The 23,684-nt window shown below is 61.4% G+C and carries 18 protein-coding genes and 2 tRNA genes; 12 read left to right on the top strand and 8 right to left on the bottom strand.

Annotated features, from left to right (window positions below; translation table 11 throughout):
- Positions 1-71: 71 nt before the first annotated feature.
- The 4 genes from HBO11_RS20960 to HBO11_RS20945 all read right to left on the bottom strand — a co-directional run bounded on the left by HBO11_RS20960 (position 72) and on the right by HBO11_RS20945 (position 3,158).
- The gene (locus HBO11_RS20960) at positions 72-1,637 is read right to left on the bottom strand and encodes an iron ABC transporter permease (RefSeq protein ID WP_169952205.1); all 1,566 of its coding nucleotides are present in this window, start codon (positions 1,635-1,637) and stop codon (positions 72-74) included.
- Entirely contained in the window at positions 1,637-2,662 is a 1,026-nt protein-coding gene (locus HBO11_RS20955; RefSeq protein ID WP_169952203.1) for an extracellular solute-binding protein, read from the bottom strand. Before HBO11_RS20955 ends, HBO11_RS20960 begins: the two co-directional genes overlap by 1 nt.
- A 143-nt stretch (positions 2,663-2,805) precedes the next feature.
- Positions 2,806-2,892, bottom strand: a tRNA-Leu gene (locus HBO11_RS20950).
- A 179-nt stretch (positions 2,893-3,071) separates the two neighbouring features.
- Positions 3,072-3,158, bottom strand: a tRNA-Leu gene (locus HBO11_RS20945).
- Positions 3,159-3,382: 224 nt separating this feature from the next.
- Here HBO11_RS20945 and rnr point away from each other — a divergent pair.
- From rnr to HBO11_RS20905, 8 genes are all read left to right on the top strand, one after another.
- Complete coding sequence (rnr, locus tag HBO11_RS20940; RefSeq protein WP_169952201.1) at positions 3,383-6,019, top strand: ribonuclease R; 2,637 nt, start codon at positions 3,383-3,385, stop codon at positions 6,017-6,019.
- Entirely contained in the window at positions 6,016-6,771 is a 756-nt protein-coding gene (gene rlmB / locus HBO11_RS20935) for a 23S rRNA (guanosine(2251)-2'-O)-methyltransferase RlmB (protein ID WP_003217493.1), read from the top strand. The genes rnr and rlmB overlap by 4 nt, the downstream gene beginning before the upstream one ends.
- 320 nt (positions 6,772-7,091) lie before the next feature.
- Positions 7,092-7,514: a 30S ribosomal protein S6 gene (gene rpsF, locus HBO11_RS20930; protein WP_003217491.1), complete on the top strand. Its 423-nt coding sequence runs from the start codon at positions 7,092-7,094 to the stop codon at positions 7,512-7,514.
- 29 nt (positions 7,515-7,543) lie between these two features.
- Entirely contained in the window at positions 7,544-7,774 is a 231-nt protein-coding gene (gene rpsR / locus HBO11_RS20925; RefSeq protein WP_003171373.1) for a 30S ribosomal protein S18, read from the top strand.
- A 36-nt stretch (positions 7,775-7,810) separates the two neighbouring features.
- Positions 7,811-8,704 carry a hypothetical protein gene (locus HBO11_RS20920; RefSeq protein ID WP_169952198.1) on the top strand — a complete coding sequence of 298 codons (894 nt, stop codon included), beginning with the start codon at positions 7,811-7,813 and terminating at the stop codon, positions 8,702-8,704.
- A gap of 18 nt (positions 8,705-8,722) precedes the next feature.
- Positions 8,723-9,169: a 50S ribosomal protein L9 gene (gene rplI / locus HBO11_RS20915; protein ID WP_003171376.1), complete on the top strand. Its 447-nt coding sequence runs from the start codon at positions 8,723-8,725 to the stop codon at positions 9,167-9,169.
- A 108-nt stretch (positions 9,170-9,277) separates the two neighbouring features.
- The gene (gene dnaB, locus HBO11_RS20910) at positions 9,278-10,672 is read left to right on the top strand and encodes a replicative DNA helicase (protein WP_038445597.1); all 1,395 of its coding nucleotides are present in this window, start codon (positions 9,278-9,280) and stop codon (positions 10,670-10,672) included.
- A gap of 99 nt (positions 10,673-10,771) precedes the next feature.
- A complete protein-coding gene (locus HBO11_RS20905) occupies positions 10,772-13,075 on the top strand; it encodes a YgiQ family radical SAM protein (protein WP_169952196.1) in 2,304 nt (767 codons plus the stop codon).
- A gap of 95 nt (positions 13,076-13,170) precedes the next feature.
- On the opposite strand, the gene HBO11_RS20900 is transcribed toward HBO11_RS20905, so the two are convergent.
- Complete coding sequence (locus tag HBO11_RS20900) at positions 13,171-13,521, bottom strand: hypothetical protein (RefSeq protein WP_169952194.1); 351 nt, start codon at positions 13,519-13,521, stop codon at positions 13,171-13,173.
- A gap of 23 nt (positions 13,522-13,544) precedes the next feature.
- On the opposite strand from HBO11_RS20900, the gene HBO11_RS20895 reads away from it, so the two are divergent.
- The 3 genes from HBO11_RS20895 to HBO11_RS20885 all read left to right on the top strand — a co-directional run bounded on the left by HBO11_RS20895 (position 13,545) and on the right by HBO11_RS20885 (position 20,406).
- Positions 13,545-16,829, top strand: a complete 3,285-nt coding sequence (locus tag HBO11_RS20895) for a transglutaminase family protein (RefSeq protein ID WP_169952192.1) — start codon at positions 13,545-13,547, stop codon at positions 16,827-16,829.
- Positions 16,830-17,023: 194 nt separating this feature from the next.
- A complete protein-coding gene (locus HBO11_RS20890; RefSeq protein WP_169952190.1) occupies positions 17,024-19,510 on the top strand; it encodes a circularly permuted type 2 ATP-grasp protein in 2,487 nt (828 codons plus the stop codon).
- Positions 19,510-20,406, top strand: a complete 897-nt coding sequence (locus HBO11_RS20885; RefSeq protein WP_169952188.1) for a transglutaminase family protein — start codon at positions 19,510-19,512, stop codon at positions 20,404-20,406. Before HBO11_RS20890 ends, HBO11_RS20885 begins: the two co-directional genes overlap by 1 nt.
- 81 nt (positions 20,407-20,487) lie before the next feature.
- On the opposite strand, the gene HBO11_RS20880 is transcribed toward HBO11_RS20885, so the two are convergent.
- A complete protein-coding gene (locus HBO11_RS20880) occupies positions 20,488-20,676 on the bottom strand; it encodes a hypothetical protein (protein WP_169952186.1) in 189 nt (62 codons plus the stop codon).
- 382 nt (positions 20,677-21,058) lie between these two features.
- Here HBO11_RS20880 and azu point away from each other — a divergent pair, with 382 nt between their 5' ends.
- Positions 21,059-21,505, top strand: a complete 447-nt coding sequence (gene azu, locus HBO11_RS20875; RefSeq protein ID WP_169952184.1) for an azurin — start codon at positions 21,059-21,061, stop codon at positions 21,503-21,505.
- Positions 21,506-21,638: 133 nt separating this feature from the next.
- Here the strand turns inward: azu and nadE are convergent, their stop codons facing one another.
- Positions 21,639-22,466: an ammonia-dependent NAD(+) synthetase gene (gene nadE / locus HBO11_RS20870; RefSeq protein WP_169952181.1), complete on the bottom strand. Its 828-nt coding sequence runs from the start codon at positions 22,464-22,466 to the stop codon at positions 21,639-21,641.
- Positions 22,467-22,469: 3 nt separating this feature from the next.
- Positions 22,470-23,684, bottom strand: coding sequence for a nicotinate phosphoribosyltransferase (pncB, locus tag HBO11_RS20865; RefSeq protein ID WP_169952179.1), 1,215 nt, complete (start codon positions 23,682-23,684; stop codon positions 22,470-22,472).

Here is a 23,684-nt window from a genome sequence, read left to right as displayed (position 1 = left end):
ATCGCGGGCAAGCCCGCTCCCACAGGTAATCGCGTTCCAATGTGGGAGCGGGCTTGCCCGCGATGGCGCTCTCAGCGACTCAGATACATCCGCGTCGTCAGCAGATATACCGGCAACCCCGACACCAGAATCAACAACGCCGCATAAGGCGCCGCCGCCGCAAACTCCACATTCGAGGTGTGTGCCCATACTGCCGTGGCCAGGGTATTCAGTCCCGTCGGGCTGAGCAGCAAGGTTGCGGTCAATTCCTTCATCGCGTCGAGGAACACCAGCGCAAACGCCGCACCCAATGCCGGAAAGATAATCGGCAGGGTCACCCGGCAGAACGCGCTGAACGACGATGCGCCCAGTGTGCGTGCCGCCTCTTCCAACTGCGGCGCAGCCTTGTTCAGCGCAGTGCGGATGGGTGCCTGGGCCAGTGGCAGGAACAACAGCGCATAGGCGATCAGCAGCAGCGCCGAGGTCTGGTACAGCGCCGGCACGTAATGCAGGGCGAAATACACCAGGGTCAGGGCAATCACCAGGCCGGGCAGGGCGTGCAGCAGGTACGGCAGGCGTTCGGCCCATAGCGCCAGTTGACCCTTGTAGCGCACCACCAAAAGGCCTACCGGCACAGCCAGCGCCAGGCACAGTGCGGCGCCGCCGAGGGAAAGGGCCAGGGACGACAGCAGCGCCTCGCTGATTTGCGCAACCGGGAAGGCCGCCGAAGAGCCCACGGCCAGCCAGTAACCGAGCATCCCTAACGGAATGCCACTGCCAATGATCGCCAGCATCACGCAATACAGCTGGCCCAGCGGTGCCCATTTACCCAGCCGAACCTGCTCGGCATGCCGCGCCGCGCCTTGTCCGGTGCGCACATGCCGGCCCTTGCCGCGCACGCGCAACTCCAGCCACAGCAGGGTCAGGCACATCAATAGCAGTACCGCAGACAGCATCGCCGCATTGGCGTTGCTAAATTCCAGCTCGAACTGTTGGTAGATCGCCGTGGTGAAGGTTTGCAGGCCGATGATCGACAAGGCGCCGAATTCCACCAGCATGTGCAGGGCAATCAGCAGCGCGCCGGCCAACAGTGATGGCCACAGCAGCGGCAGGGTGATGCGAAAGAATACGCCCCAGCGATTCAGGCCCAGGGTGCGGGCCGACTCTTCCAGGGACGGGTCCAGGTTGCGCAGGGTGGCCGCCACCGGCAGGAAGACCAACGGGTACTTGGACAGGGTCATCACCAGGATCGCACCGCCCAGGCCTTCGAACTGGGCGCTCAGCGACACCCAGGTAAAGCTGCTGACAAACGCCGGCACGGCAAACGGCAGGCACAGGATCACTCCCCAGATCCGCCGGCCCGGCAGGTTGCTGCGCTCCAGCAGCCAGGCCAGGGACAGGCCGATCACCGCGCAGGCCATGGTCACGCCAACCATCAGTGCCAACGTGTTGCGCAGCAACCCGAACACATACGGGCGCCACAGCAGATGCACCGCTTCGGTCCAGCCCGCTTGCCAGGCCTTGAGGCCCACATACACCAATGGCAGCAGGCTCAGGCCCACCAGGAGCAAGACCGGCAGCAGCAACCAGATTGAAGGGCGCTTGCGCCGTGGACTAAAACCCCCGCGCAAGGCGGGGGTCGGTAGCGATGGGTTCATCAGTTCAGGCCAACCTCACGTTCCAGCTCCAGGGCTTCTTCGGCATTGCCCAGGTCGGCGGGAGTGACTTTTGGCGGTTGCAGCTCGCTGAAAGGCTTGAGGCCGCGATTGGACTCCATGCCCTTGCGCAACGGGTATTCAGCCGAGGTATTGGTGATAACCCGCTGGCCTTCTTCGCTGGCCATGAAAGCCAGCAGTTGCTGGGCTTCCTTGGGGTGCTTGCTGGATTTGAGTGCCGCCGCTGCCGATACGGTGATCAGGCCGCCGGCATCGCCATCGGTGAAATAGTGCAGTTGCGAATCCAGGTTGGTCTTTTCCTTTTTCAGGGCAAACCAGTAGTAGTTGTTCACCAATACCGTCGCGACTTCGCCGTTTTCCACGGCTTTGAGGGCCACCATATTGTTGCTGTAGACCTTGCCGAACGCGCGCAGGCCGGTCAGCCATTCCTCGGCGGCTTCACGACCATGCAGCTTGATGATGGCCACGGCCTGTTCCTGGAAGGCGCCGCTGGTGGGGACGAAACCAACCTTGCCTTGCCACTCGGGGCCGGCAAAATCCAGGACCGACTTGGGCAGTTCTTCTTCCTTGATCAACTTCGGGTTGAAGGCCACGACCCGGGTGCGTGCGGTCACGCCCATCCAGGCGCCGTTGGCAGCTACGTATTCCTTGGGCAAGACATCCAGGGTGCTGGCGTCGATAGTGGCCAGCAGGCCTTGTTCGCCGAGCTTGTTGAGCGGCGGGGATTCTTCGGTGTAGATCACGTCGGCGGGGGAGCGCTCACCCTCTTCGACGACCTGGCTGGCCAATTGGTTGCTGCTGCCCTTGCGCACATTCACATGAATGCCGGTCTTGGCTTCGAAGGCCTTGGCGAGTTCATCGCCGACTTCCTTGTGCTGGCCGTTGTACAGGGTCAGTTCAACCTTGTCGGCGGCGTAGGCGGCGGGAGAGAGCAGGGTCAGGCCGAGCAGAGTGATGGTCAGGCCACGCAGAAGGGATGTCTTGAGACGGGTATCGCGGATCATCATCCGGGGTTTTCCTCACTTGAGTGCAACAAATCATTGCAAGGATAAACGATAAAACTTCTCAAGTGCGGACAGGGGAGCAATGCAGTGGGAGTTTTTAAACCCCAGAAACGAAAAAACCCGCTTTCGCGGGTTTGATCTGAATTTGGTGCCCAGGAGAAGACTCGAACTTCCACGACCTTGCGATCACCAGCACCTGAAGCTGGCGTGTCTACCAATTTCACCACCTGGGCATTATCAAGCAACGTTGCCGCTGTTGATGGGGCGAACTATACGGCGGGCTTTTTGATCTGTAAACCCCCGATTTGATTTTATAAATCAATTTTTCGGTTAAAAATCAAAGGCCTGTAACGCAAAAACCCGCTTTCGCGGGTTTTTGTGAGACTCAAGGCGCAAACCTCAAGTTTTGAATTGGTGCCCAGAAGAAGACTCGAACTTCCACGACCTTGCGGTCACCAGCACCTGAAGCTGGCGTGTCTACCAATTTCACCATCTGGGCAGTATCTTCAACGTTGCCGTCGTCGATGGCGCGCACTATACGGAGTGACTTTTGAGCTGTAAACCCCCGTCATCAAAAAAGCCTGGAAAATTTCGCGGGCGGTCGCGCAAGGTGGTTTTGCGGGGCTATAAAACGCATTTCCCGGCTAGTTATTGCTGGAAATTTCCCGTTTCAATACGCGTATGCCAAACTAACCCACATATAGACAAGGTGAAAACTCTCTAATGGCCGATTGGCAGTCCCTCGATCCCGAGGCCGCTCGTGAAGCGGAAAAATATGAAAACCCTATTCCTAGCCGCGAACTGATCCTGGCGCATCTCGCCGATCGGGGTTCGCCTGCTAGCCGCGAGCAGCTGGTTGAAGAATTCGGTCTGACCACCGAAGACCAACTCGAAGCGCTGCGCCGCCGCCTGCGCGCCATGGAGCGCGATGCACAGTTGATCTACACCCGCCGCGGCACTTACGCACCGGTGGACAAGCTCGACCTGATCCTTGGCCGCATTGCCGGTCACCGTGACGGCTTCGGCTTCCTGATCCCTGATGATGGCAGCGATGACCTGTTCATGAGCCCGGCGCAAATGCGCCTGGTGTTCGATGGCGACCGTGCCCTGGCGCGTGTGTCGGGCCTGGATCGTCGCGGTCGGCGCGAAGGCGTGATCGTCGAAGTAGTGTCCCGTGCCCACGAGTCCATCGTCGGCCGTTACTTCGAAGAAGGCGGCATCGGCTTCGTGATTCCGGACAACCCCAAGGTCCAGCAGGAAGTGCTGGTGACCCCGGGCCGCAATGGCGCTGCCAAGGTCGGTCAGTTCGTCGAGGTGAAAATCACCCACTGGCCAACCCCACGCTTCCAGCCACAGGGCGATATCGTCGAAGTGGTCGGCAACTACATGGCGCCGGGCATGGAAATCGACGTTGCGCTGCGCACCTACGATATTCCTCACGTCTGGCCTGAGGCAGTGCTCAAAGAAGCCGCCAAGCTCAAGCCGGAAGTCGAAGAAAAAGACAAAGAGAAACGCATCGACCTGCGCCATCTGCCGTTCGTCACCATTGACGGCGAAGATGCCCGCGACTTCGACGATGCGGTCTACTGCGAAGCCAAGCCCGGCAAGCTGCGCCTGTTCTCCGGCGGCTGGAAGTTGTTTGTCGCGATTGCCGACGTATCCAGCTACGTGAAGATCGGTTCGGCCCTGGATAACGAAGCCCAGGTGCGCGGCAACTCCGTGTACTTCCCTGAGCGCGTGATCCCGATGCTGCCGGAGCAGCTGTCCAACGGCCTGTGCTCCCTGAACCCGAAAGTCGATCGTTTGGCAATGGTGTGCGAGATGACTATCTCGAAAACCGGCGAGATGACCGATTACCAGTTCTATGAAGCGGTGATCCACTCCCAGGCGCGCCTGACCTACAACAAGGTCAGCACCATCCTGGAAACACCGAAGACCAGCGAAGCCAAGGCTTTGCGCAGCCAGTACGCCGACGTAGTCCCGCACCTCAAGCAGCTCTACTCGCTGTACAAGGTGTTGCTGGGCGCACGTCATGTGCGTGGCGCGATCGATTTTGAAACCCAGGAAACCCGGATCATTTTCGGTTCCGAGCGCAAAATCGCCGAAATCACGCCGACCACCCGTAATGACGCGCACAAGCTGATCGAGGAATGCATGCTGGCGGCCAACGTGGCCACCGCCGAATTCCTGAAAAAGCACGAGATTCCTGCGCTGTACCGAGTGCACGATGGTCCGCCGCCGGAGCGCCTGGAAAAACTGCGCGCCTTCCTCGGTGAGCTTGGCCTGTCCCTGCACAAAGGCAAGGACGGCCCGTCGCCCAAGGATTACCAGGCGCTGCTGGCCAGCATCAAGGACCGTCCGGATTTCCACCTGATCCAGACCGTCATGCTGCGCTCCCTCAGCCAGGCGGTGTACAGCGCCGACAACCAGGGCCACTTCGGCCTGAATTACGAGGCGTATACCCACTTCACCTCGCCGATCCGCCGCTACCCGGACCTGCTCACGCACCGTGCTATCCGCAGCGTGATCCATTCCAAGCAGAACACCCCGCACGTCAAGCGTGCCGGTGCCATGACCATTCCGAAGGCACGGATCTATCCGTACGACGAAGCGGCCTTGGAACAGTTGGGCGAGCAGTGCTCCATGAGCGAGCGCCGTGCCGACGAAGCCACTCGCGATGTGGTGAACTGGCTCAAGTGCGAGTTCATGAAGGATCGCGTAGGCGAGTCGTTCCCGGGCGTGATCACCGCGGTGACTGGCTTTGGCCTGTTCGTCGAGCTGACCGATATCTACGTCGAAGGCCTGGTGCACGTCACTGCCTTGCCGGGTGACTACTACCACTTCGACCCTGTGCATCACCGCCTGGCGGGCGAGCGCACCGGTCGCAGCTTCCGCTTGGGCGATACCGTGGAAGTGCGGGTCATGCGCGTCGATCTCGACGAGCGCAAGATCGACTTCGAGATGGCCGAAAAAACCATCGATGCACCGATTGGTCGCAAGAAGCGTGGTGCTGAAACTGCAGCGCCGGCGAAAAAAGGCGTTCCGGCTAAAGCTGCCGCGGCCGTTGCCGCCGAGCCAGCCGCCAAGCCTGCTCGCCGTTCGTCGAGCAAGGAAAAGGTCAGTGACGCTTACCGCCCTAGCGATGCGGCGGCGAAAAACGCCGAGCTGCGCAGGAGTCGCGAGTTGAAGCAGCAGTTGCTCAATGAAGCCAAAAGCGGTGGTAAAGCGGCGTCTGGGGGAAAGTCCCAGGCCGCCGACAAGCCGTCGAGCAAACCGAGTAAACACCGTAAAGGCCCGCCAAAAGCGGGTTCGGCCCCTGCCAAGAGCGGCGGGTCGCGCAAACCTAAGGCCAAGTCATGAGTCTGGAAAAAATCTACGGCGTACACGCCGTAGAAGCGTTGCTGCGTCACCATCCCAAGCGCGTCAAGCAAGTGTGGTTGGCCGAAGGTCGTAGCGAGCCGCGCGTGCAAGCATTGGTGGAGCTGGCTAACCAGAACAAGGTTGCCATCGGCCAGGCCGAGCGTCGCGAAATGGACGTGTGGGTCGAAGGCGTGCACCAGGGCGTGGTAGCGGACGTGAGTCCGAGCCAGGTCTGGGGCGAGGCGATGCTCGACGAGCTGCTGGACCGTACCGAAGGCGCGCCGCTGTTGCTGGTGCTGGATGGCGTGACCGACCCGCATAACCTCGGCGCCTGCCTGCGTTCGGCGGATGCTGCCGGTGCGCTGGCGGTGATCGTGCCTAAAGACAAGTCGGCCACGTTGACGCCGGTTGTGCGTAAAGTCGCCTGCGGCGCGGCGGAAGTGATTCCGCTGGTGGCCGTGACCAACCTGGCGCGCACCCTGGAAAAACTCCAGCAGCGCGGCTTGTGGGTCGTGGGCACGGCGGGGGAGGCCGAGGTCAGCATTTATGACCAGGACCTCACTGGCCCGACCATCCTGATCATGGGTGCCGAAGGCAAGGGCATGCGTCGCCTGACCCGTGAACATTGCGATTACCTGGTGCACTTGCCGATGGCGGGTAGCGTCAGCAGCTTGAACGTATCGGTTGCGACCGGCGTATGCCTGTTCGAGGCGCAGCGTCAGCGCGGTGCCAAGGCCAAGGCCAAGAAGTAATCAGGTCTGGCGCAGGTCCAAATGTGGGAGCGGGCTTGTGTGGGAGCTGGCTTGCCTGCGATAGCATCACCTCAGTACACCTGATGTGCCGAGGTGTCTGCATCGCAAGCAAGCCAGCTCCCACACAAGCCAGCTCCCACATTGGTTTTTGGTCAAATAATCACCAATTGCCTTGCGCCCTTTCTCCCCCTTCTCTACAATTGCGCCCCTTGCCTTCCTGGCGGGCACCGATGTGCCTCCCTTCGGCAAGATTCCTAAGTGTCATTCACTCCTTGTCTGACCGTTTTTGAGCGGCAGGCTACAACCCGTAAGGAGCATTCATGCGTCATTACGAAATCATCTTTTTGGTCCACCCGGATCAAAGCGAGCAAGTCGGCGGCATGGTTGAGCGTTACACCAAGCTGATCGAAGAAGACGGCGGCAAAATCCACCGTCTGGAAGATTGGGGCCGTCGTCAACTGGCCTACGCAATCAACAATGTTCACAAGGCTCACTACGTGATGCTGAACGTTGAGTGCACTGGCAAGGCCCTGGCCGAGCTGGAAGACAACTTCCGCTACAACGATGCAGTGATCCGTAACCTGGTCATCCGTCGCGAAGAAGCCGTTACCGGCCAATCCGAGATGCTCAAGGCTGAAGAAAACCGCAGTGAGCGCCGTGAGCGTCGCGACCGTCCTGAGCACGAAGGCGCTGAAAGCGCTGATAGTGATGACAGCGACAACAGCGATAACGCTGACGAGTAATCCACGGACCTTATTAAGGAGCCTATCAAATGGCACGTTTCTTCCGTCGTCGTAAGTTTTGCCGCTTCACCGCTGAAGAAGTGAAGGAGATCGACTACAAAGATCTCAACACTCTGAAAGCCTACGTATCCGAGACCGGCAAAATTGTTCCAAGCCGTATCACCGGTACCAAAGCTCGTTATCAGCGTCAGCTGGCCACCGCTATCAAGCGCGCCCGCTTCCTGGCCCTGCTGGCCTACACCGACAGCCACGGCCGCTGAGACCGGGCAGTCGACAAGTAGTAAGGGATTGAATGCATGCGCGCCTTAGCTGAGTTCATCATGCGCGGTCGTGTGCAGGCCACTCTGGTAGTGGCTGGATGTGCTGCATTGCCGTTGTTGTATTGGTTGGGTGCTGCCGCAGGAAGCCTTGTGCTGCTGCGGCGCGGTTTGAAGGACGCCCTGGGCGTCCTTGCCCTGGGGTTGCTGCCGGCCTTGATCTGGTGGCTGCAATTCGACGATCCGCGGGTACTTCTGGTACTGCTGGGGTCTTCGAGCCTTGCGTTGGTTCTGCGCGCAAGTGAGTCCTGGGTCCGTACGCTGCTGGTCAGCGTGGCATTGGGAGTGGTGTATTCAGTGGTGCTTGGCGCGGCTTTCCGCCCGCAAATCGAGGCGCTGTCGCAGGAGTTGGTAAAAATCCTGCCACTGGCCCTCGGGGATCTCTACCAGCAATTGTCGGTAGATGAGCGAGCGCGCATGGCCACACTGATTGCTCCGGTCCTTACCGGCCTGATAGCGGCACTGTTGCAGATCGTCAGTGTGCTGAGCCTGATTCTTGGGCGCTACTGGCAGGCGTTTTTGTATAACCCAGGTGGTTTTGGTCGCGAGTTTCGCAGTATCAGAATCCCCGCAGGACCAGCGATGTTGCTGCTGGCGTGCATGCTTGTAGGGCCGAACTTCGGTCCGCAAATGGCCATGTTGACGCCGTTGTGCAGCGTACCGCTGGTGATTGCCGGGCTGGCCCTGATTCACGGGCTGGTGGCGCAAAAGCGCCTGGCCAGGTTCTGGCTGGTGGGGTTGTACGTGACGCTGTTGCTGTTTATGCAACTGATCTATCCGTTACTCGTGGTCTTGGCCATTGTCGACGGCCTGATTGATTTTCGCGGTCGTCTGGCGCCGAAAGACGCCGATAACGCGAACGGTGAAGGTTAAAAGTTAGAGGATTTTCACATGCAACTGATCCTTCTGGAAAAAGTCGCCAACCTGGGCAACCTGGGCGACAAAGTAAACGTTAAGGCCGGCTACGGTCGTAACTACCTGCTGCCATACGGCAAAGCCACCGCTGCAACCGCTGCCAACCTGGCCGCGTTTGAAGAGCGTCGCGCTGAGCTGGAAAAAGCTGCAGCAGACAAAAAAGCTTCGGCTGAAACCCGTGCCGCCCAACTGGCTGAGCTGGAAGTGACTATCACTGCCACCGCCGGTGACGAAGGCAAGCTGTTCGGTTCGATCGGCACCCACGACATCGCTGATGCACTGACCGCCTCCGGCGTTGAAGTGCAGAAGAGCGAAGTTCGTCTGCCGAACGGCACCATCCGCAACGTAGGCGAATTCGACGTAGCCGTGCACCTGCACGCTGAAGTTGAAGCCACCGTACGCGTTGTAGTGGTAGCAGCTTAAAGCAAGCTAACTGACTGGCACCCCCGGTGCCAGGCGGTTAACATCGGGCACGATCCTGTTTACAGGTCGTGCCTTTTGTTTTTTCAGACCCCCTAATTTCAAGTGGCCATGAACGATATCTCCGCTCCTGAGCAATACGATCTGCAAACCGCTGCCCTGAAGGTGCCGCCGCATTCCATCGAGGCCGAACAGGCCGTGCTCGGTGGCTTGATGCTGGACAACAACGCCTGGGAACGCGTGCTCGATCAAGTCTCGGACGGTGATTTCTATCGCCATGACCACCGCCTGATTTTCCGCGCCATCGCCAAACTGGCCGACCTCAACTCCCCCATCGATGTCGTGACCCTTGCCGAGCAATTGGACAAGGAAGGTCAGACCTCGCAGGTGGGCGGCCTCGGTTACCTGGGCGAACTGGCGAAAAACACGCCATCTGTCGCCAACATCAAGGCCTACGCGCAGATCGTCCGCGCACGGGCCACCTTGCGACAGCTGATTGGCATCGCCACGGAAATCGCCGACAGCGCCTTCAACCCCGAAGGCCGCACGGCAGAAGAAATCCTTGATGAAGCCGAACGGCAGATCTTCCAGATCGCCGAAGCGCGGCCCAAGACCGGCGGCCCGGTCAGCGTCAACGACCTGTTGACCAAGGCCATCGACCGCATCGACACGCTGTTTAACACCGACAATGCCATCACCGGCCTGTCTACTGGCTACACCGATCTCGACGGTATGACCAGCGGCCTGCAACCGGCTGACTTGATCATCGTCGCCGGTCGTCCGTCCATGGGTAAGACCACGTTTGCCATGAACCTGGTGGAGAACGCGGTACTGCGCAGCGAGAAGGCCGTACTGGTGTACTCCCTGGAGATGCCAGGTGAATCGCTGATCATGCGGATGCTCTCGTCCCTGGGTCGCATCGACCAGACCAAGGTGCGTGCCGGTCGCCTCGAAGACGACGATTGGCCGCGCCTGACCTCGGCGGTCAACCTGCTCAACGACCGTAAGCTGTTCATCGACGACACCGCGGGCATCAGCCCGTCGGAAATGCGCGCACGCACCCGGCGCCTGGTGCGTGAGCACGGCGATGTCGGCCTGATCATGATCGACTACCTGCAATTGATGCAGATCCCTGGTTCCGGCGGCGACAACCGGACCAACGAGATTTCCGAAATCTCGCGCTCCCTCAAGGCCCTGGCCAAGGAGTTCAACTGCCCGGTGGTTGCGCTCTCGCAGCTCAACCGCTCCCTGGAGCAGCGGCCGAACAAACGCCCGATCAACTCCGACTTGCGTGAATCCGGAGCGATCGAGCAGGATGCCGACGTGATCATGTTCGTGTACCGGGACGAGGTTTATCACCCGGAGACCGAACACAAAGGCATCGCCGAGATCATTATCGGTAAGCAGCGGAACGGGCCGATCGGCACCACGCGCCTGGCGTTTATCGGTAAATACACACGTTTCGAAAACCTCGCGCCGGGCAGCTACAACTTCGAGGACGAGTAAAAGACGGTCTCGCCAATTCCGACTGCAAAGGTCGGAATTGGTCAAAATTTGTGCTATATTCCGCGCCCGCGATTTTTCATCTCAACACCGGTCACCGTCATGCAAACAGCCAAGCCGTTATTTGACTATCCCAAGTATTGGGCCGAATGTTTCGGTCCAGCGCCATTCCTGCCCATGAGCAGGGAGGAGATGGATCAGCTTGGCTGGGATTCATGCGACATCATCATCGTCACCGGCGATGCCTACGTTGACCATCCGTCGTTTGGCATGGCGATCATCGGCCGGCTGCTGGAGTCCCAGGGCTTTCGCGTCGGGATCATTGCCCAGCCCAACTGGCAGTCCAAAGACGACTTCATGAAGCTCGGCGAGCCGAACCTGTTCTTCGGCGTCGCGGCCGGCAACATGGACTCGATGATCAACCGCTACACCGCCGACAAGAAAATCCGCTCCGACGACGCCTACACCCCAGGCGGCATGGCCGGCAAACGCCCGGACCGGGCGAGCCTGGTGTACAGCCAGCGCTGCAAGGAAGCCTACAAAAACGTGCCGATCGTGCTCGGTGGTATCGAGGCTTCGCTGCGCCGCATCGCCCACTACGACTACTGGCAGGACCGGGTGCGCAACTCGATCCTGATCGACGCCACCGCCGATATCCTGCTGTACGGCAACGCCGAGCGAGCGATTGTCGAAGTTGCCCAGCGCCTGTCGTGGGGCCACAAGATCGAAGACATCACCGACGTGCGCGGCACCGCGTTCATTCGCCGTGACACGCCGGAAGGCTGGTACGAAGTGGACTCCACCCGTATCGACCGTCCGGGCAAGATCGACAAGATCATCAACCCGTACGTGAATACCCAGGACACCCAGGCCTGCGCCATCGAGCAGGAAAAGGGCCCGGTTGAAGACCCGGAAGAGGCCAAGGTCGTACAGATCCTGGCCAGCCCGCGTATGACCCGTGACAAGACGGTCATTCGTCTGCCGTCCGTGGAAAAAGTCCGGGGCGACTCGGTGCTGTATGCCCACGCCAACCGCGTGCTCCACCTGGAAACCAACCCAGGCAACGCCCGCGCGCTGGTACAGAAGCATGGCGAAGTGGACGTGTGGTTCAACCCGCCGCCCATTCCCATGACCACCGAAGAAATGGACTACGTGTTCGGCATGCCTTACGCCCGTGTCCCACACCCGGTGTATGGCAAAGAGAAGATCCCCGCCTACGACATGATCCGCTTCTCGGTGAACATCATGCGTGGCTGCTTCGGCGGCTGCACCTTCTGCTCGATCACCGAGCACGAAGGCCGGATCATCCAGAACCGTTCCGAAGAGTCGATCATTCGCGAGATCGAAGAAATCCGCGACAAAGTCCCGGGCTTTACCGGGGTGATTTCCGACCTCGGCGGGCCGACCGCGAACATGTACCGCATCGCCTGCAAGAGCCCGGAAATCGAATCCGCGTGCCGCAAGCCGTCCTGCGTATTCCCAGGCATCTGCCCGAACCTGAACACCGACCACTCGTCGTTGATCCAGCTGTACCGCAGCGCCCGCGCGTTGCCGGGGGTGAAGAAGATTTTGATCGCTTCCGGCCTGCGCTACGACCTAGCCGTGGAGTCGCCGGAATATGTCAAAGAGCTGGTGACCCACCACGTCGGTGGTTACCTGAAGATTGCCCCGGAACACACCGAGGAAGGTCCGCTCAACCAGATGATGAAACCGGGCATCGGCAGCTATGACAAGTTCAAGCGCATGTTCGAGAAGTACACCAAGGAAGCGGGCAAGGAGCAGTACCTGATCCCGTACTTCATCGCCGCCCACCCCGGCACCACCGATGAAGACATGATGAACCTGGCCCTGTGGCTCAAAGGCAATGGCTTCCGTGCCGACCAGGTGCAGGCGTTCTACCCCTCGCCAATGGCCACCGCCACCGCGATGTACCACTCGGGCAAGAACCCGCTGCGCAAGGTCACCTACAAGAGCGACGCGGTGACCATCGTCAAGAGCGAAGACCAGCGCCGTCTGCACAAGGCGTTCCTGCGCTACCACGACCCCAAAGGCTGGCCGATGCTGCGTGAAGCGCTGACGCGCATGGGCCGCGCCGACCTGATCGGGCCGGGCAAGGAGCAGTTGATCCCGCTGCACCAGCCGTCCACCGACAGCTACCAGAGTGCTCGTCGCAAGAACTCGACGCCGGTGGGCAGCCATAAGGTCGCCAAGGAAACTACCACCAAGATCCTCACCCAGCACACCGGCCTGCCGCCCCGTGGCAGCGACGGCAGCAACCCGTGGGACAAGCGCGAACAAGCCAAGGCCGCGGCCATGGCGCGCAACAAGCAGGCAGCTAAAGAACGCACCGACGCGGCCAAGGGCAAAGGCAAGAAGCCTGCGCGCAAGCCGGTCGTGCCGCGCTGATCACCGCCTGAAATGCAAAACGCCAGCCTCCGTGCTGGCGTTTTGCTTTGTCGCGGGTGGGAAACCTGCTTGTTAAGGTGGCGCCCGTCAAGCCGTCATCGCAGGCAAGCCAGCTCCCACATCTGATCAGGTTCACAATTTAAAATTGTGGGGGCTGGCTTGCCTGCGATGACGCCAGACCAGCCACCCTCGACCTCGAGAGAGAAAACCAGCTCAACATCAAGCACCAGCGCCACATACTCCATGCGCCAAGCCGTCATCGCCGCGCGCAAAACGCGCTGATTGGGTAGATTCACCACTGCGCCCCGCACTTGCGCCACAAATATGTGCAACCCTCGCACCACGGCGGTCACTCTCGCGCCGTTTTGGTGCTGTACTGCACCGGGTCCCTCGATAAAGCGCAATGACCGCCGCACTGGCATAAGTCTTGCGCGCTTTGTTTCCATGCCCTGGCTCGCAGGAGGCCGCCGTGTCGATTCATGTCGCGTTGCACCATGTTACGCATTACCGCTACGACCGCGCTGTGGAGCTTGGCCCGCAGATTGTACGCCTGCGCCCGGCAGCCCATAGCCGCACGCGGATCCTGTCCTACGCGCTGAAGGTGCTGCCCGAGCAGCATTTCATCAATTGGCAGCAAGATCCCCAGGGCAATTACCTGGCGCGCCTGGTGTTCCCGGAAAAGACCGACGAGCTGCGCATCGAGGTCGATCTGGTGGCCGAGATGGCGGTGTTCAATCCGTTCGACTTTTTCCTTGAGCCCTACGCCGAACACATCCCCTTCAGCTACGCCGCCGATGAGCAGCGCGAGCTGGCACCGTATCTGGAAACCCTGCCGCTGACCCCCAAGTTTGCCGCGTACTTGGCCGGTATCGACCGCACGCCGCTGCCGGCCGTGGATTTCCTGGTCGGCCTCAACCAGCGCCTGGCCGCCGATATCGGCTACCTGATCCGCATGGAGCCTGGCGTACAAACCCCCGAATTCACCCTGGAAAACGCCTCCGGCTCCTGCCGTGACTCGGCCTGGCTGCTGGTGCAATTGCTGCGCAACCTGGGCTTGGCGGCACGGTTTGTCTCCGGCTACCTGATCCAGTTGACCGCCGACGTCAAGGCCCTCGACGGGCCCTCCGGTACCGAGGTGGACTTCACCGACCTGCATGCCTGGTGCGAGGTGTACTTGCCCGGTGCCGGCTGGATCGGCCTGGATGCCACCTCCGGCCTGTTCGCTGGTGAAGGGCATATCCCGTTGGCGTGTAGTCCTGATCCATCGTCTGCCGCCCCGATCAGTGGGCTGGTGGAACCGTGCGAGTGCGAATTTACCCACGAAATGTCGGTAGAGCGCATCTGGGAAGCGCCGCGCGTCACCAAGCCCTACACCGAAGAGCAATGGCTGGCGATCCAGGCCCTCGGGCGGCAGATCGATGGCGACCTGCTCAGGGACGATGTGCGCCTGACCATGGGCGGCGAACCGACCTTTGTTTCCATCGACGACCCCGACGGCGCCGAGTGGAACACCGCCGCCCTCGGCCCGGACAAGCGCCGGCTGTCTGCCGAGCTGTTCCAGCGCATGCGCAAGCACTACGCGCCCAAGGGCCTGGTGCACTTCGGCCAGGGCAAGTGGTACCCCGGCGAGCAACTGCCGCGCTGGTCGCTCAATTGCCATTGGCGTCGGGACGGCGTGCCGGTCTGGCACAACGACGCGTTGATTGCCGACGAGCAGCAGGACTACGGTGCGGATGACGTGATGGCAGGGCGCTTCCTGGCGAGCATTGCCGAGCGCCTGAAGCTCCCCGCACGCTTTGTATTCCCGGCCTTCGAGGACAATTTTTACTACCTGTGGCGCGAAGGAGCCTTGCCGCAGAACGTCAGCCCCCAGGATTCGCGCCTGGACGATGAGCTGGAGCGTGAACGCCTGCGCAAGGTGTTCAGCCAGGGCCTGGATAAAGTCATCGGCCACGTACTGCCCCTGGCGCGCACGGCGGCCAACGACCGCTGGCAGAGTGGCCGTTGGTACCTGCGCGACACCCACTGCCGGCTGGTGCCGGGTGATTCGCCACTGGGCTATCGCCTGCCCCTGGCCTCGCAGCCCTGGGTGACGGCGGCAGATTACCCCTTTGTGCATCCGACCGATCCCAATCAGGATCTGCCGGCGCTGGCCATCACCACGCCAGGCCCTGGCGAGCCTGCGCCCAGCGATGAGCGTGTGCCCAAGATCGACGAGTCTGCCGACTGGCTGACCCGTACCGCCTTGTGCGCCGAAGCGCGGGGCGGGCGGCTCTACCTGTTCATGCCGCCCCTGGAGCGGGTCGAGGATTACCTGGAGTTGGTGAGCGCCATCGAGGCCACCGCCCAGGAACTGCATTGCCCGGTGCTGCTGGAAGGATACGAGCCGCCGAGTGACCCACGCCTGAGCAACTTCCGAGTGACGCCAGACCCTGGCGTGATCGAAGTCAACGTACAGCCGTCCGCCACCTGGGACGAACTGGTGGAGCGCACCGAGTTCCTCTATGAAGAGGCCCGGCAAACCCGCCTGACCACCGAAAAATTCATGATCGACGGGCGCCACACCGGCACCGGCGGCGGTAACCACTTTGTGCTGGGTGGGGCCACGCCCAAGGATTCGCCGTTCCTGCGCCGCCCGGACCTGTTGCGCAGCCTGATCAGCTACTGGCATAACCACCCGTCGTTGTCGTACCTGTTTTCCGGGCTGTTTATCGGCCCGACCTCCCAGGCACCACGGGTGGATGAGGCGCGCAACGACGCGCTGTATGAACTGGAAATCGCCTTCGCGCAAATGCCCGCGCCAGGCGAGGAATGCCCGCCGTGGCGGGTGGACCGCTTGCTGCGCAACCTGTTGATCGACGTCACCGGCAATACCCACCGTGCCGAATTCTGCATCGACAAGCTCTACTCGCCGGATGGCGCCACCGGGCGCCTGGGCCTGCTGGAGTTGCGCGCTTTTGAAATGCCGCCCCATGCGCGCATGAGCCTGACCCAACAGTTGCTGCTGCGCGCCCTGGTGGCGCGCTTCTGGCGTGAGCCCTACGCGCCGCAGAAGCTGGCGCGCTGGGGCACGGAGCTGCACGATCGCTTCCTGCTGCCGCACTTTATCGAGCAGGACTTTGCCGACGTGATTGTCGAGCTCAACGCCGCCGGTTATCCGCTGCGTGCCGAGTGGTTCGCGGCACACCTGGAGTTTCGCTTTCCCAAGGTCGGCGACTATGCCGTCAGCGGTATCGAGCTGGAACTGCGCCAGGCCCTGGAGCCCTGGCATGTACTGGGCGAAGAGGGCGCGGCGGGCGGTACGGTGCGCTATGTGGATTCATCCCTTGAGCGCTTGCAGGTAAAACTCAGCGGCCTGGCGCCGCAGCGCTATGTGTTGACCTGCAACGGGGTGGCCGTGCCACTGCACGCTACCGGCCGGGTTGGCGAGTTCGTTGCGGGCGTGCGTTATCGCGCCTGGCAACCGGCCAATTGCCTGCAGCCGACCATCGCCGTGCATGCGCCGTTGGTATTCGACTTGCTGGATACCTGGATGCAACGCTCCCTGGGTGGTTGCCAATACCACGTGGCCCATCCGGGCGGGCGCAATTACGACAGCTTGCCGGTGAATGCCAACGAAGCGGAAAGCCGACGCATGGCGCGGTTCTTCCGTTTGGGCCACAGCCCGGGGAAATTGCCGGTGCCGACGGGGGTGATCAACGATGAACTGCCAATGACCCTGGATCTGCGGCGCTTCGCCAATAAAAATGACTAAACACAACTCCACCTATAGGAGCGGGCTTGTGTGGGAGCGGGCTTGCCCGCGATGACGGAGTACCAGCCAGTACATGCATTGGCCGACCCACCGCTATCGCGAGCAAACCCGCTCCCACGCAAGCCCAGTTTCCACAGAGGATTTGCAATGTTTGTTGGGTTAATCTGAGCCCCCTTGCCCCTGCCGAGCGTTCCATGTCCGACTTGCTCGACCGTTACCCGCTGACTGCGGGCACCTATCACGAACTGCTGGATGACAGCGGCGCCGTGCGCGCCCATTGGCAGCGCCTGCTCGACCATCTGCAACGCAGCACCCCGGCGCAGTTGGCCCAGCGCCAGGCGTTGTTGACGCGGCAGATTCAGGAAAACGGCGTGACCTACAACGTCTATGCCGACCCCAAGGGCGCCGATCGCCCATGGGAACTGGACCTGCTGCCCCACGTATTGGCGGCGGATGAGTGGGCGCATTTGGCGGCAGGCATTGCCCAACGCGCGCGCTTGCTCAATGCGGTGCTGGCCGACCTGTACGGCCCGCAACGCCTGATTGCCGAAGGCTTGCTGCCGGCAGAGCTGGTGTTTGGGCATAACAACTTCCTGTGGCCTTGCCAGGGCATCCAGCCGCCCGATGGGGTGTTCCTGCACCTGTACGCGGTGGACCTGGCGCGCACCCCGGATGGCCGCTGGTGGGTCACGGCGGACCGTACCCAGGCGCCGTCCGGTGCCGGCTACGCCCTGGAAAACCGCACCATCGTTTCCCGCGCATTCCCGGATTTGTATCGCGACTTGCAGGTGCAGCACCTCACCGGGTTCTTCCGCACCCTGCAGGAAACCCTGGCCCGCCAGGCCCCCGGCGATGACCAGCCGCCGCTGATCGTGCTGCTGACCCCGGGGCGCTTCAATGAAAGCTATTTCGAACACCTGTACCTGGCCCGCCAGCTTGGCTACCCCCTGGTAGAAGGCGGCGACCTGACCGTGCGCGACAGCACCGTGTACCTGAAAACCCTCAGCGGCCTGCGCCGCGTGCACGCGATCATGCGGCGGCTGGACGATGATTTTTGCGACCCCCTGGAGCTGCGCACCGACTCGGCCCTGGGCGTGCCCGGCCTGCTGGACGCGGTGCGCCAGGGCAATGTGCTGGTGGCCAACGCCCTGGGCGCCGGCGTGCTGGAGTCCCCTGGGCTGCTGGGTTTCCTGCCGAAGATCAATCAGTTTCTGTTTGGCGAAGAACTGATCCTGCCGTCCATCGCCACCTGGTGGTGCGGCGAAGCGCCGGTGCTGGCCGAAGCCCTGGAAAAACTGCCGGAGCTGCTGATCAAGCCAGCATTTCCCTCGCAGAGTTTTGCCCCGGTATTTGGCCGCGACTTGAGTGCCGAACAACGCCAGGCCCTGGCCGAACGCATGCAGGCGCGCCCATACGCCTACGTGGCCCAGGAGCTGGCGCAGCTGTCTCAGGCGCCGGTCTGGCACACCGTGGATGACCATCTGCAACATCGCGCCATCGGCATGCGTGTGTACGCGGTGGCCGGTGAGGATGGCTACCGGGTGCTGCCGGGTGGCTTGACCCGCGTGGCAGCCCATGCGGACGCCGAAGTGGTGTCGATGCAGCGTGGCGGGGCGAGCAAGGACACCTGGGTGCTGGGCGAGCGTGTCCCCGGCGGCGAACAATGGCGCGCGCAGAGGGTGATCGGCACCCATGACCTGGTGCGCCGCGACCCGTACCTGCCGTCGCGCGTGGTAGAAAACCTGTTCTGGTTCGGCCGCTACTGCGAGCGCTGCGATGACAGCGCGCGCTGGCTGCGCATCGTCCTCGCCCGCTATGTCGATGGTGACGACCCGTTGGCCTTGCAGGCCGCCGTGGAACTCGGCGAAAGCCTGCGCCTGCTGCCGGAGGAGGGCGAGTTGCCCGAGCGCCTGCTACAGGCCCTGCTCGGTGATGACTGGCCGTCGAGCCTGCGTGCCAACCTGCAGCGCTTGCAGTGGGCGGCGTCCCAGGTGCGCGGCAAGCTGTCCCGGGAGAACTGGCAGGCTCTGGTGGAGCTGCAGCGCGAAGCCCTGGAGCTGGAGCGCGAAGCGCCGGACTTTGGCCAGTTGCTGGACTTCCTCAACCGCCTGGTGATGTCCCTGGCGGCGCTGTCCGGCTTTGCCCTCGACGACATGACCCGCGACGAAGGCTGGCGCTTTTTGATGATGGGCCGGCGCATCGAGCGCCTGCAATTTCTCAGCAGCAGCCTCGCGGCCTTCCTGCGCGGGGTGGCGGTGTTCGACCAGGCCGGGCTGGAGTGGTTGCTGGAGCTGGGCAACAGCAGCATCACCTACCGTTCGCGCTACCTGGCGGTGCCGCAATTGATTCCGGTGCTGGACCTGTTGTTGCTGGATGAACAGAACCCCCATGCGGTGCTGTTCCAGCTCAAGCTGGTGAGCCGCACCTTGCGTCGGCTCAACGATGACTTCGGCGTGCCCCGCGAGGCCGGACTGGCGCCGCTGGTGGAGCGCCTGGCGCGCTTTGACCTGGGCTGCCTGGAAAACCCGCTGTTTGGTGATGCCAGCGTGCGCGCGGCCCTCGATGGCCTGGCGGACCTGCTGCAGGCCGTCGCCGATGAAAGCGGGCAGGTCTCCGATCGCCTGGCCCTGCGCCATTTTGCCCATGTAGATGATGTCAGCCAGCAAACGGTGTCTGTGTGATGAGCGCGCGCTACCAGATTTTCCACGATACCCATTACCACTATGACAGCCCGGTGTCCCTGGCCCAGCAACTGGCGCACTTATGGCCGCGCCCGTGTGCCTGGCAGCGCTGTACCTCGCGGCAACTGGAGATCAGCCCCGAGCCGACAGCGCGTCGTGATGAGCTGGACGTGTTTGGCAACCCGATCACCCGGCTGGCGTTCGAGCGGCCCCATGATGAATTGCTGGTCAACGCTGGCTTGACCGTGGAAGTGCTGGCCCGGCCCGTGCTGGACTTCAGCCAGTCACCGCCCTGGGACCAGACCCGCAACCGCCTGACCTACAGCGGCCAGCCATTGTCGTTGGAGGCCATCGAGGCGTGCCGCTATCGTTTCGAGTCGCCCTACGTGCACTTGAAGAAAAACTTCGTCGAGTTCTCCGAGAGCTGCTTTGCGCCCGGCCGGCCGCTGTTGCTGGGGGTACAGGCGTTGATGGAGAAGATTTTTTGCGAGTTCACCTTCGATGCCGAAGCCACCCAGGTGGCCACGCCGCTGGTGGAGGTGCTGGAGCGTCGACGGGGGGTGTGCCAGGACTTTGCCCACCTGATGCTCGCCTGCCTGCGCTCACGGGGCCTGGCGGCGCGTTATATCAGTGGCTACCTGCTGACCCAGCCGCCGCCCGGCCAGCCACGGCTGATCGGCGCCGATGCGTCGCACGCATGGGTGTCGGTGTTTTGCCCGTTGTCGGGCTGGGTGGATTTTGATCCGACCAACAATGTGCAGCCGGCACTGGAACACATCACCCTGGCCTGGGGCCGGGATTTCTCCGATGTCTCGCCGTTGCGCGGGGTGATCCTGGGAGGGGGCAGCCATGACCCGGAAGTGCGGGTGACGGTGATGCCATTAGACCCACTGTAAGAGCCGGCTTGCCGGCGACAATGGTCTACCGGGCGCCGCCATCGCCGGCAAGCCGACTCCTACATAAGCCTGTGTGGTTACTCAGGCCTCGGGTGCCTGGTCTTTCGGTGTTTGGGTATCGTCAGCAGCCACTTCACCCTCGGCATCCGGGTTCAGTGCGCCTGCTTCTTCGTCGGCCGCAGCTTTCTTGCGTTGCAGCTTTTCCTCTTTCTTCTGTTCCTTGGCCAAGTCTCTCTGACGTTTGGCGAAGGAGTAATTAGGTTTTGCCATGGGCGATCCTCTGGGGTCGAAGGTGAGGTTGAGCGGCGGGTATTCTGCCTTTAAACGTGCCCCAAGGGTTAATCGGGTTTCAGAATCGCCTCTCTAGGTTAAACGTTAGTCGACATTAACCGTTTCGTAAGTACCGCTGGCGCCACAGGCATAAGCGGCAAGCAGGCTGCATAACAGGCTATTGAGGTGCATGGCTCGGACTCCAGGAAACAAAGATGAGCCGATCATAGGCCCCGTGCGGCACTTTGGCTGGTTGATTCTGTCGATCAGTCTGATAGCCTAAAGTTGTATACAATTTGTTGATTCAGATCATTGGAACATCTGCCTGCCTCAGGCACCCTTGTCGCATATGCGTTTTCTAAACCCTGCCTTGGAGATTCACATGTTTGCCAAAATCGTTGCTGTTTCCCTGCTGACTCTGGCTAGCGGCCAGTTGCTTGCTGCAGAGTGCAAGGTCACTGTCGACTCCACCGACCAAATGTCCTTTGACACCAAGGCCATTGAAATCGACAAGAGCTGCAAGACGTTCACCGTTGAGCTCAAGCACTCCGGTAACCTGCCAAAGAACGTCATGGGCCATAACTGGGTGCTGACCACTGAGGCGGATATGCAGCCGGTTGCAACCGAAGGCATGGCCGCCGGTATCGACAACAACTACCTGAAAAAAGACGACGCCCGCATCATCGCCCACACCAAGATCATCGGCGCTGGCGAGACTGATTCGGTGACTTTCGACGTGTCCAAGCTCAAGGCTGACGGCAAGTACATGTTCTTCTGCTCGTTCCCAGGCCACATCTCGATGATGAAAGGCACTGTGACCCTGAAGTAAGGCCACAGGCCGCGTTATTGTTCATCACCGGCAAGCCCGCCCCCACATTTTGATGTATGAATACATTCAACTGTGAGAGCGGGCTTGCCCGCGATAGCGGCCTGACAATCAATGCACAGCCCCCCGCCTCACCTCAAGGCGCAAACGGCATCACCCGCTTGTGCTCAGTCTTGCGATAGGTCTCGCAGATAATCCTGAACGCTTCCTCACGCACCGGCTGGCCGTGCAGGAACGCATCGATCTCGGTATAGGTCACGCCATGGGACGCTTCATCCGGCTTGCCCGGTGACAGGTCTTCCAGGTCGGCCGTCGGGATTTTCTCCACCAGCGACTCCGGCGCACCAAAGTGCCGCGCAATCGCGCGTACCTGGTTTTTCACCAGCCCGCTCAACGGTGCCAGGTCGCACGCGCCATCACCGAACTTGGTGAAAAACCCCATCACCGCTTCCGCCGCATGGTCGGTGCCGATCACCAGGCCGCTCGCTGCGCCGGCGATAGTGTATTGCGCCACCATGCGCATCCGCGCCTTGGTATTGCCCAGCACAAAGTCACGAGACACCGCAGCCTTGCCTTCGAAGGCCGCTACTTCGTTGGCCAGGGCCTTGACCGCCGGGCCGATATTGACCGTGTGGCGTTCGTCGGGGTTGATAAAGTCCACGCTGGCCTGGGCATCGTGCTCGTCGAACTGGGTCTCGTAAGGCAGGCGCACCGCGATAAAGCGGTAAGCCTCATCACCTTTGAGCGCGCGCAGCTCTTTCATCGCCCGCTGGGCCAGCAGGCCTGCGGTCAGGGAGTCGACACCGCCGCTGATGCCCAGTACCAGGGTCTTGAGCCCCGAGTTGAGCAGGCAGTCCTGGATAAAGGTAATCCGCCGGGCCACTTCCGCTTCAAGGGCGGCGTGGTCCTGGAACGGTGGTTGGACCTTGAGCTGTTGGGCAATCTCACGCTGTACGGCTTGCATGATTCACTCCTCGCTAGAGATGGCAGGTACTTTGAAAACGTGGCGCAAATAGGCGACGAAGTTCGGATCCGTGCAGTGGGTCTTGCCCGCTTCATCGGAGATCTTCGCCACGGGCTGGCCATTGCAGGCGGTCATTTTAAGCACGATGCTCATCGGTTCCACACCTGGAATGTCACAGGTCAGGTTGGTGCCGATGCCAAAGCTGACATTGATCCGCCCGCGCAGCGCACGGAAAATCTCCAGGGCCTTGGGCAGCGTCAGGCTGTCGGAGAACACCAGGGTCTTGCTCATCGGCTCGATGCCCAGCTTGTGGTAATGGGCGATGGCTTTTTCGGCCCACTGCACCGGGTCGCCGGAGTCATGGCGCAGGCCGTCGAACAGCTTGGCGAAGTACAGATCGAAATCGCTGAGGAAGGCATCGGTGGTGATGCAGTCGGTCAGGGCGATGCCCAGGAGGCCACGGTACTCGCGGACCCAGCAATCGAGGGCGGCGATCTGGCTGTCGATCAGGCGCGGGCCCAGTTGCTGGTGGGCCATGATCCATTCATGGGCCATGGTGCCCAGGGGCTTCATGTCCAGCTCGCGGGCCAGGTGCACGTTGCTGGTGCCGACGAAGCGGCCGGGGAAGTCGTGCTTGAGCACATTCACCACTTCCTCCTGTACGCGGTAGGAAAAGCGCCGGCGGGTACCGAAGTCCGCGACCTGCAACTCGGCCAGCTCATCGCTGCTGGCGTTGGCGGTCAGCCAGTCGAACTTGCGATACAACTGCTCACGGGCCTGCTCCAGGATGATGGTCTGGTAGCGATAACGGTTGCGCACTTCGCTGACGATGGCCAGCAACGGCACTTCAAACAGAATCACATGCAGCCAGGGGCCACGCAGGCGGATAAACAGCTCGCCGTTCTCAATGCCGGTCTGCACGTAGCGCAGGTTGAAGCGAAACAAGCCAAGGAAGCGCAGGAAGTCCGGCTTCATAAAGCTGATGCGTTCCAGGAAGCCCAACTGATCCGGGCTCAGGCTCAACTCGGCGAGGCGCTCGATCTGGTAGCGGATTTCTGCCAGGTAGGGGCGCAGGTCCTCGCTGTTACGGCAACGGAACTCCCATTCAACTTCCACATTGGGGTAGTTGTGCAGCACCGCCTGCATCATGGTCAGCTTGTAGAAGTCGGTGTCGAGCAGGTTCTGCACGATGCGATCGGCAAACACACTCTCGCTCAT

This window comes from Pseudomonas sp. WS 5010 (genome assembly GCF_012985565.1).
Taxonomy (GTDB): Bacteria; Pseudomonadota; Gammaproteobacteria; order Pseudomonadales; family Pseudomonadaceae; genus Aquipseudomonas.
The sequence above is the reverse complement of the archived record's forward strand: the minus strand, read 5'-3'. Positions and strand labels throughout refer to the sequence as shown.

What these genes read in the sequence shown, in the direction of transcription:
- rlmB (WP_003217493.1), top strand. Translation starts at nt 6,016, where the DNA reads ATGAGTCTGGAAAAAATCTACGGCGTACACGCCGTAGAAGCGTTGCTG.
- azu (WP_169952184.1), top strand. Translation starts at nt 21,059, where the DNA reads ATGTTTGCCAAAATCGTTGCTGTTTCCCTGCTGACTCTGGCTAGCGGC.
- HBO11_RS20900 (WP_169952194.1), bottom strand. Translation starts at nt 13,521, where the DNA reads ATGGAAACAAAGCGCGCAAGACTTATGCCAGTGCGGCGGTCATTGCGC.
- HBO11_RS20880 (WP_169952186.1), bottom strand. Translation starts at nt 20,676, where the DNA reads ATGGCAAAACCTAATTACTCCTTCGCCAAACGTCAGAGAGACTTGGCC.
- rpsR (WP_003171373.1), top strand. Translation starts at nt 7,544, where the DNA reads ATGGCACGTTTCTTCCGTCGTCGTAAGTTTTGCCGCTTCACCGCTGAA.
- dnaB (WP_038445597.1), top strand. Translation starts at nt 9,278, where the DNA reads ATGAACGATATCTCCGCTCCTGAGCAATACGATCTGCAAACCGCTGCC.
- HBO11_RS20955 (WP_169952203.1), bottom strand. Translation starts at nt 2,662, where the DNA reads ATGATGATCCGCGATACCCGTCTCAAGACATCCCTTCTGCGTGGCCTG.
- nadE (WP_169952181.1), bottom strand. Translation starts at nt 22,466, where the DNA reads ATGCAAGCCGTACAGCGTGAGATTGCCCAACAGCTCAAGGTCCAACCA.
- rnr (WP_169952201.1), top strand. Translation starts at nt 3,383, where the DNA reads ATGGCCGATTGGCAGTCCCTCGATCCCGAGGCCGCTCGTGAAGCGGAA.
- HBO11_RS20920 (WP_169952198.1), top strand. Translation starts at nt 7,811, where the DNA reads ATGCGCGCCTTAGCTGAGTTCATCATGCGCGGTCGTGTGCAGGCCACT.
- rplI (WP_003171376.1), top strand. Translation starts at nt 8,723, where the DNA reads ATGCAACTGATCCTTCTGGAAAAAGTCGCCAACCTGGGCAACCTGGGC.
- pncB (WP_169952179.1), bottom strand. Translation starts at nt 23,684, where the DNA reads ATGAGCGAGAGTGTGTTTGCCGATCGCATCGTGCAGAACCTGCTCGAC.
- HBO11_RS20905 (WP_169952196.1), top strand. Translation starts at nt 10,772, where the DNA reads ATGCAAACAGCCAAGCCGTTATTTGACTATCCCAAGTATTGGGCCGAA.
- HBO11_RS20960 (WP_169952205.1), bottom strand. Translation starts at nt 1,637, where the DNA reads ATGAACCCATCGCTACCGACCCCCGCCTTGCGCGGGGGTTTTAGTCCA.
- HBO11_RS20890 (WP_169952190.1), top strand. Translation starts at nt 17,024, where the DNA reads ATGTCCGACTTGCTCGACCGTTACCCGCTGACTGCGGGCACCTATCAC.
- HBO11_RS20885 (WP_169952188.1), top strand. Translation starts at nt 19,510, where the DNA reads ATGAGCGCGCGCTACCAGATTTTCCACGATACCCATTACCACTATGAC.
- rpsF (WP_003217491.1), top strand. Translation starts at nt 7,092, where the DNA reads ATGCGTCATTACGAAATCATCTTTTTGGTCCACCCGGATCAAAGCGAG.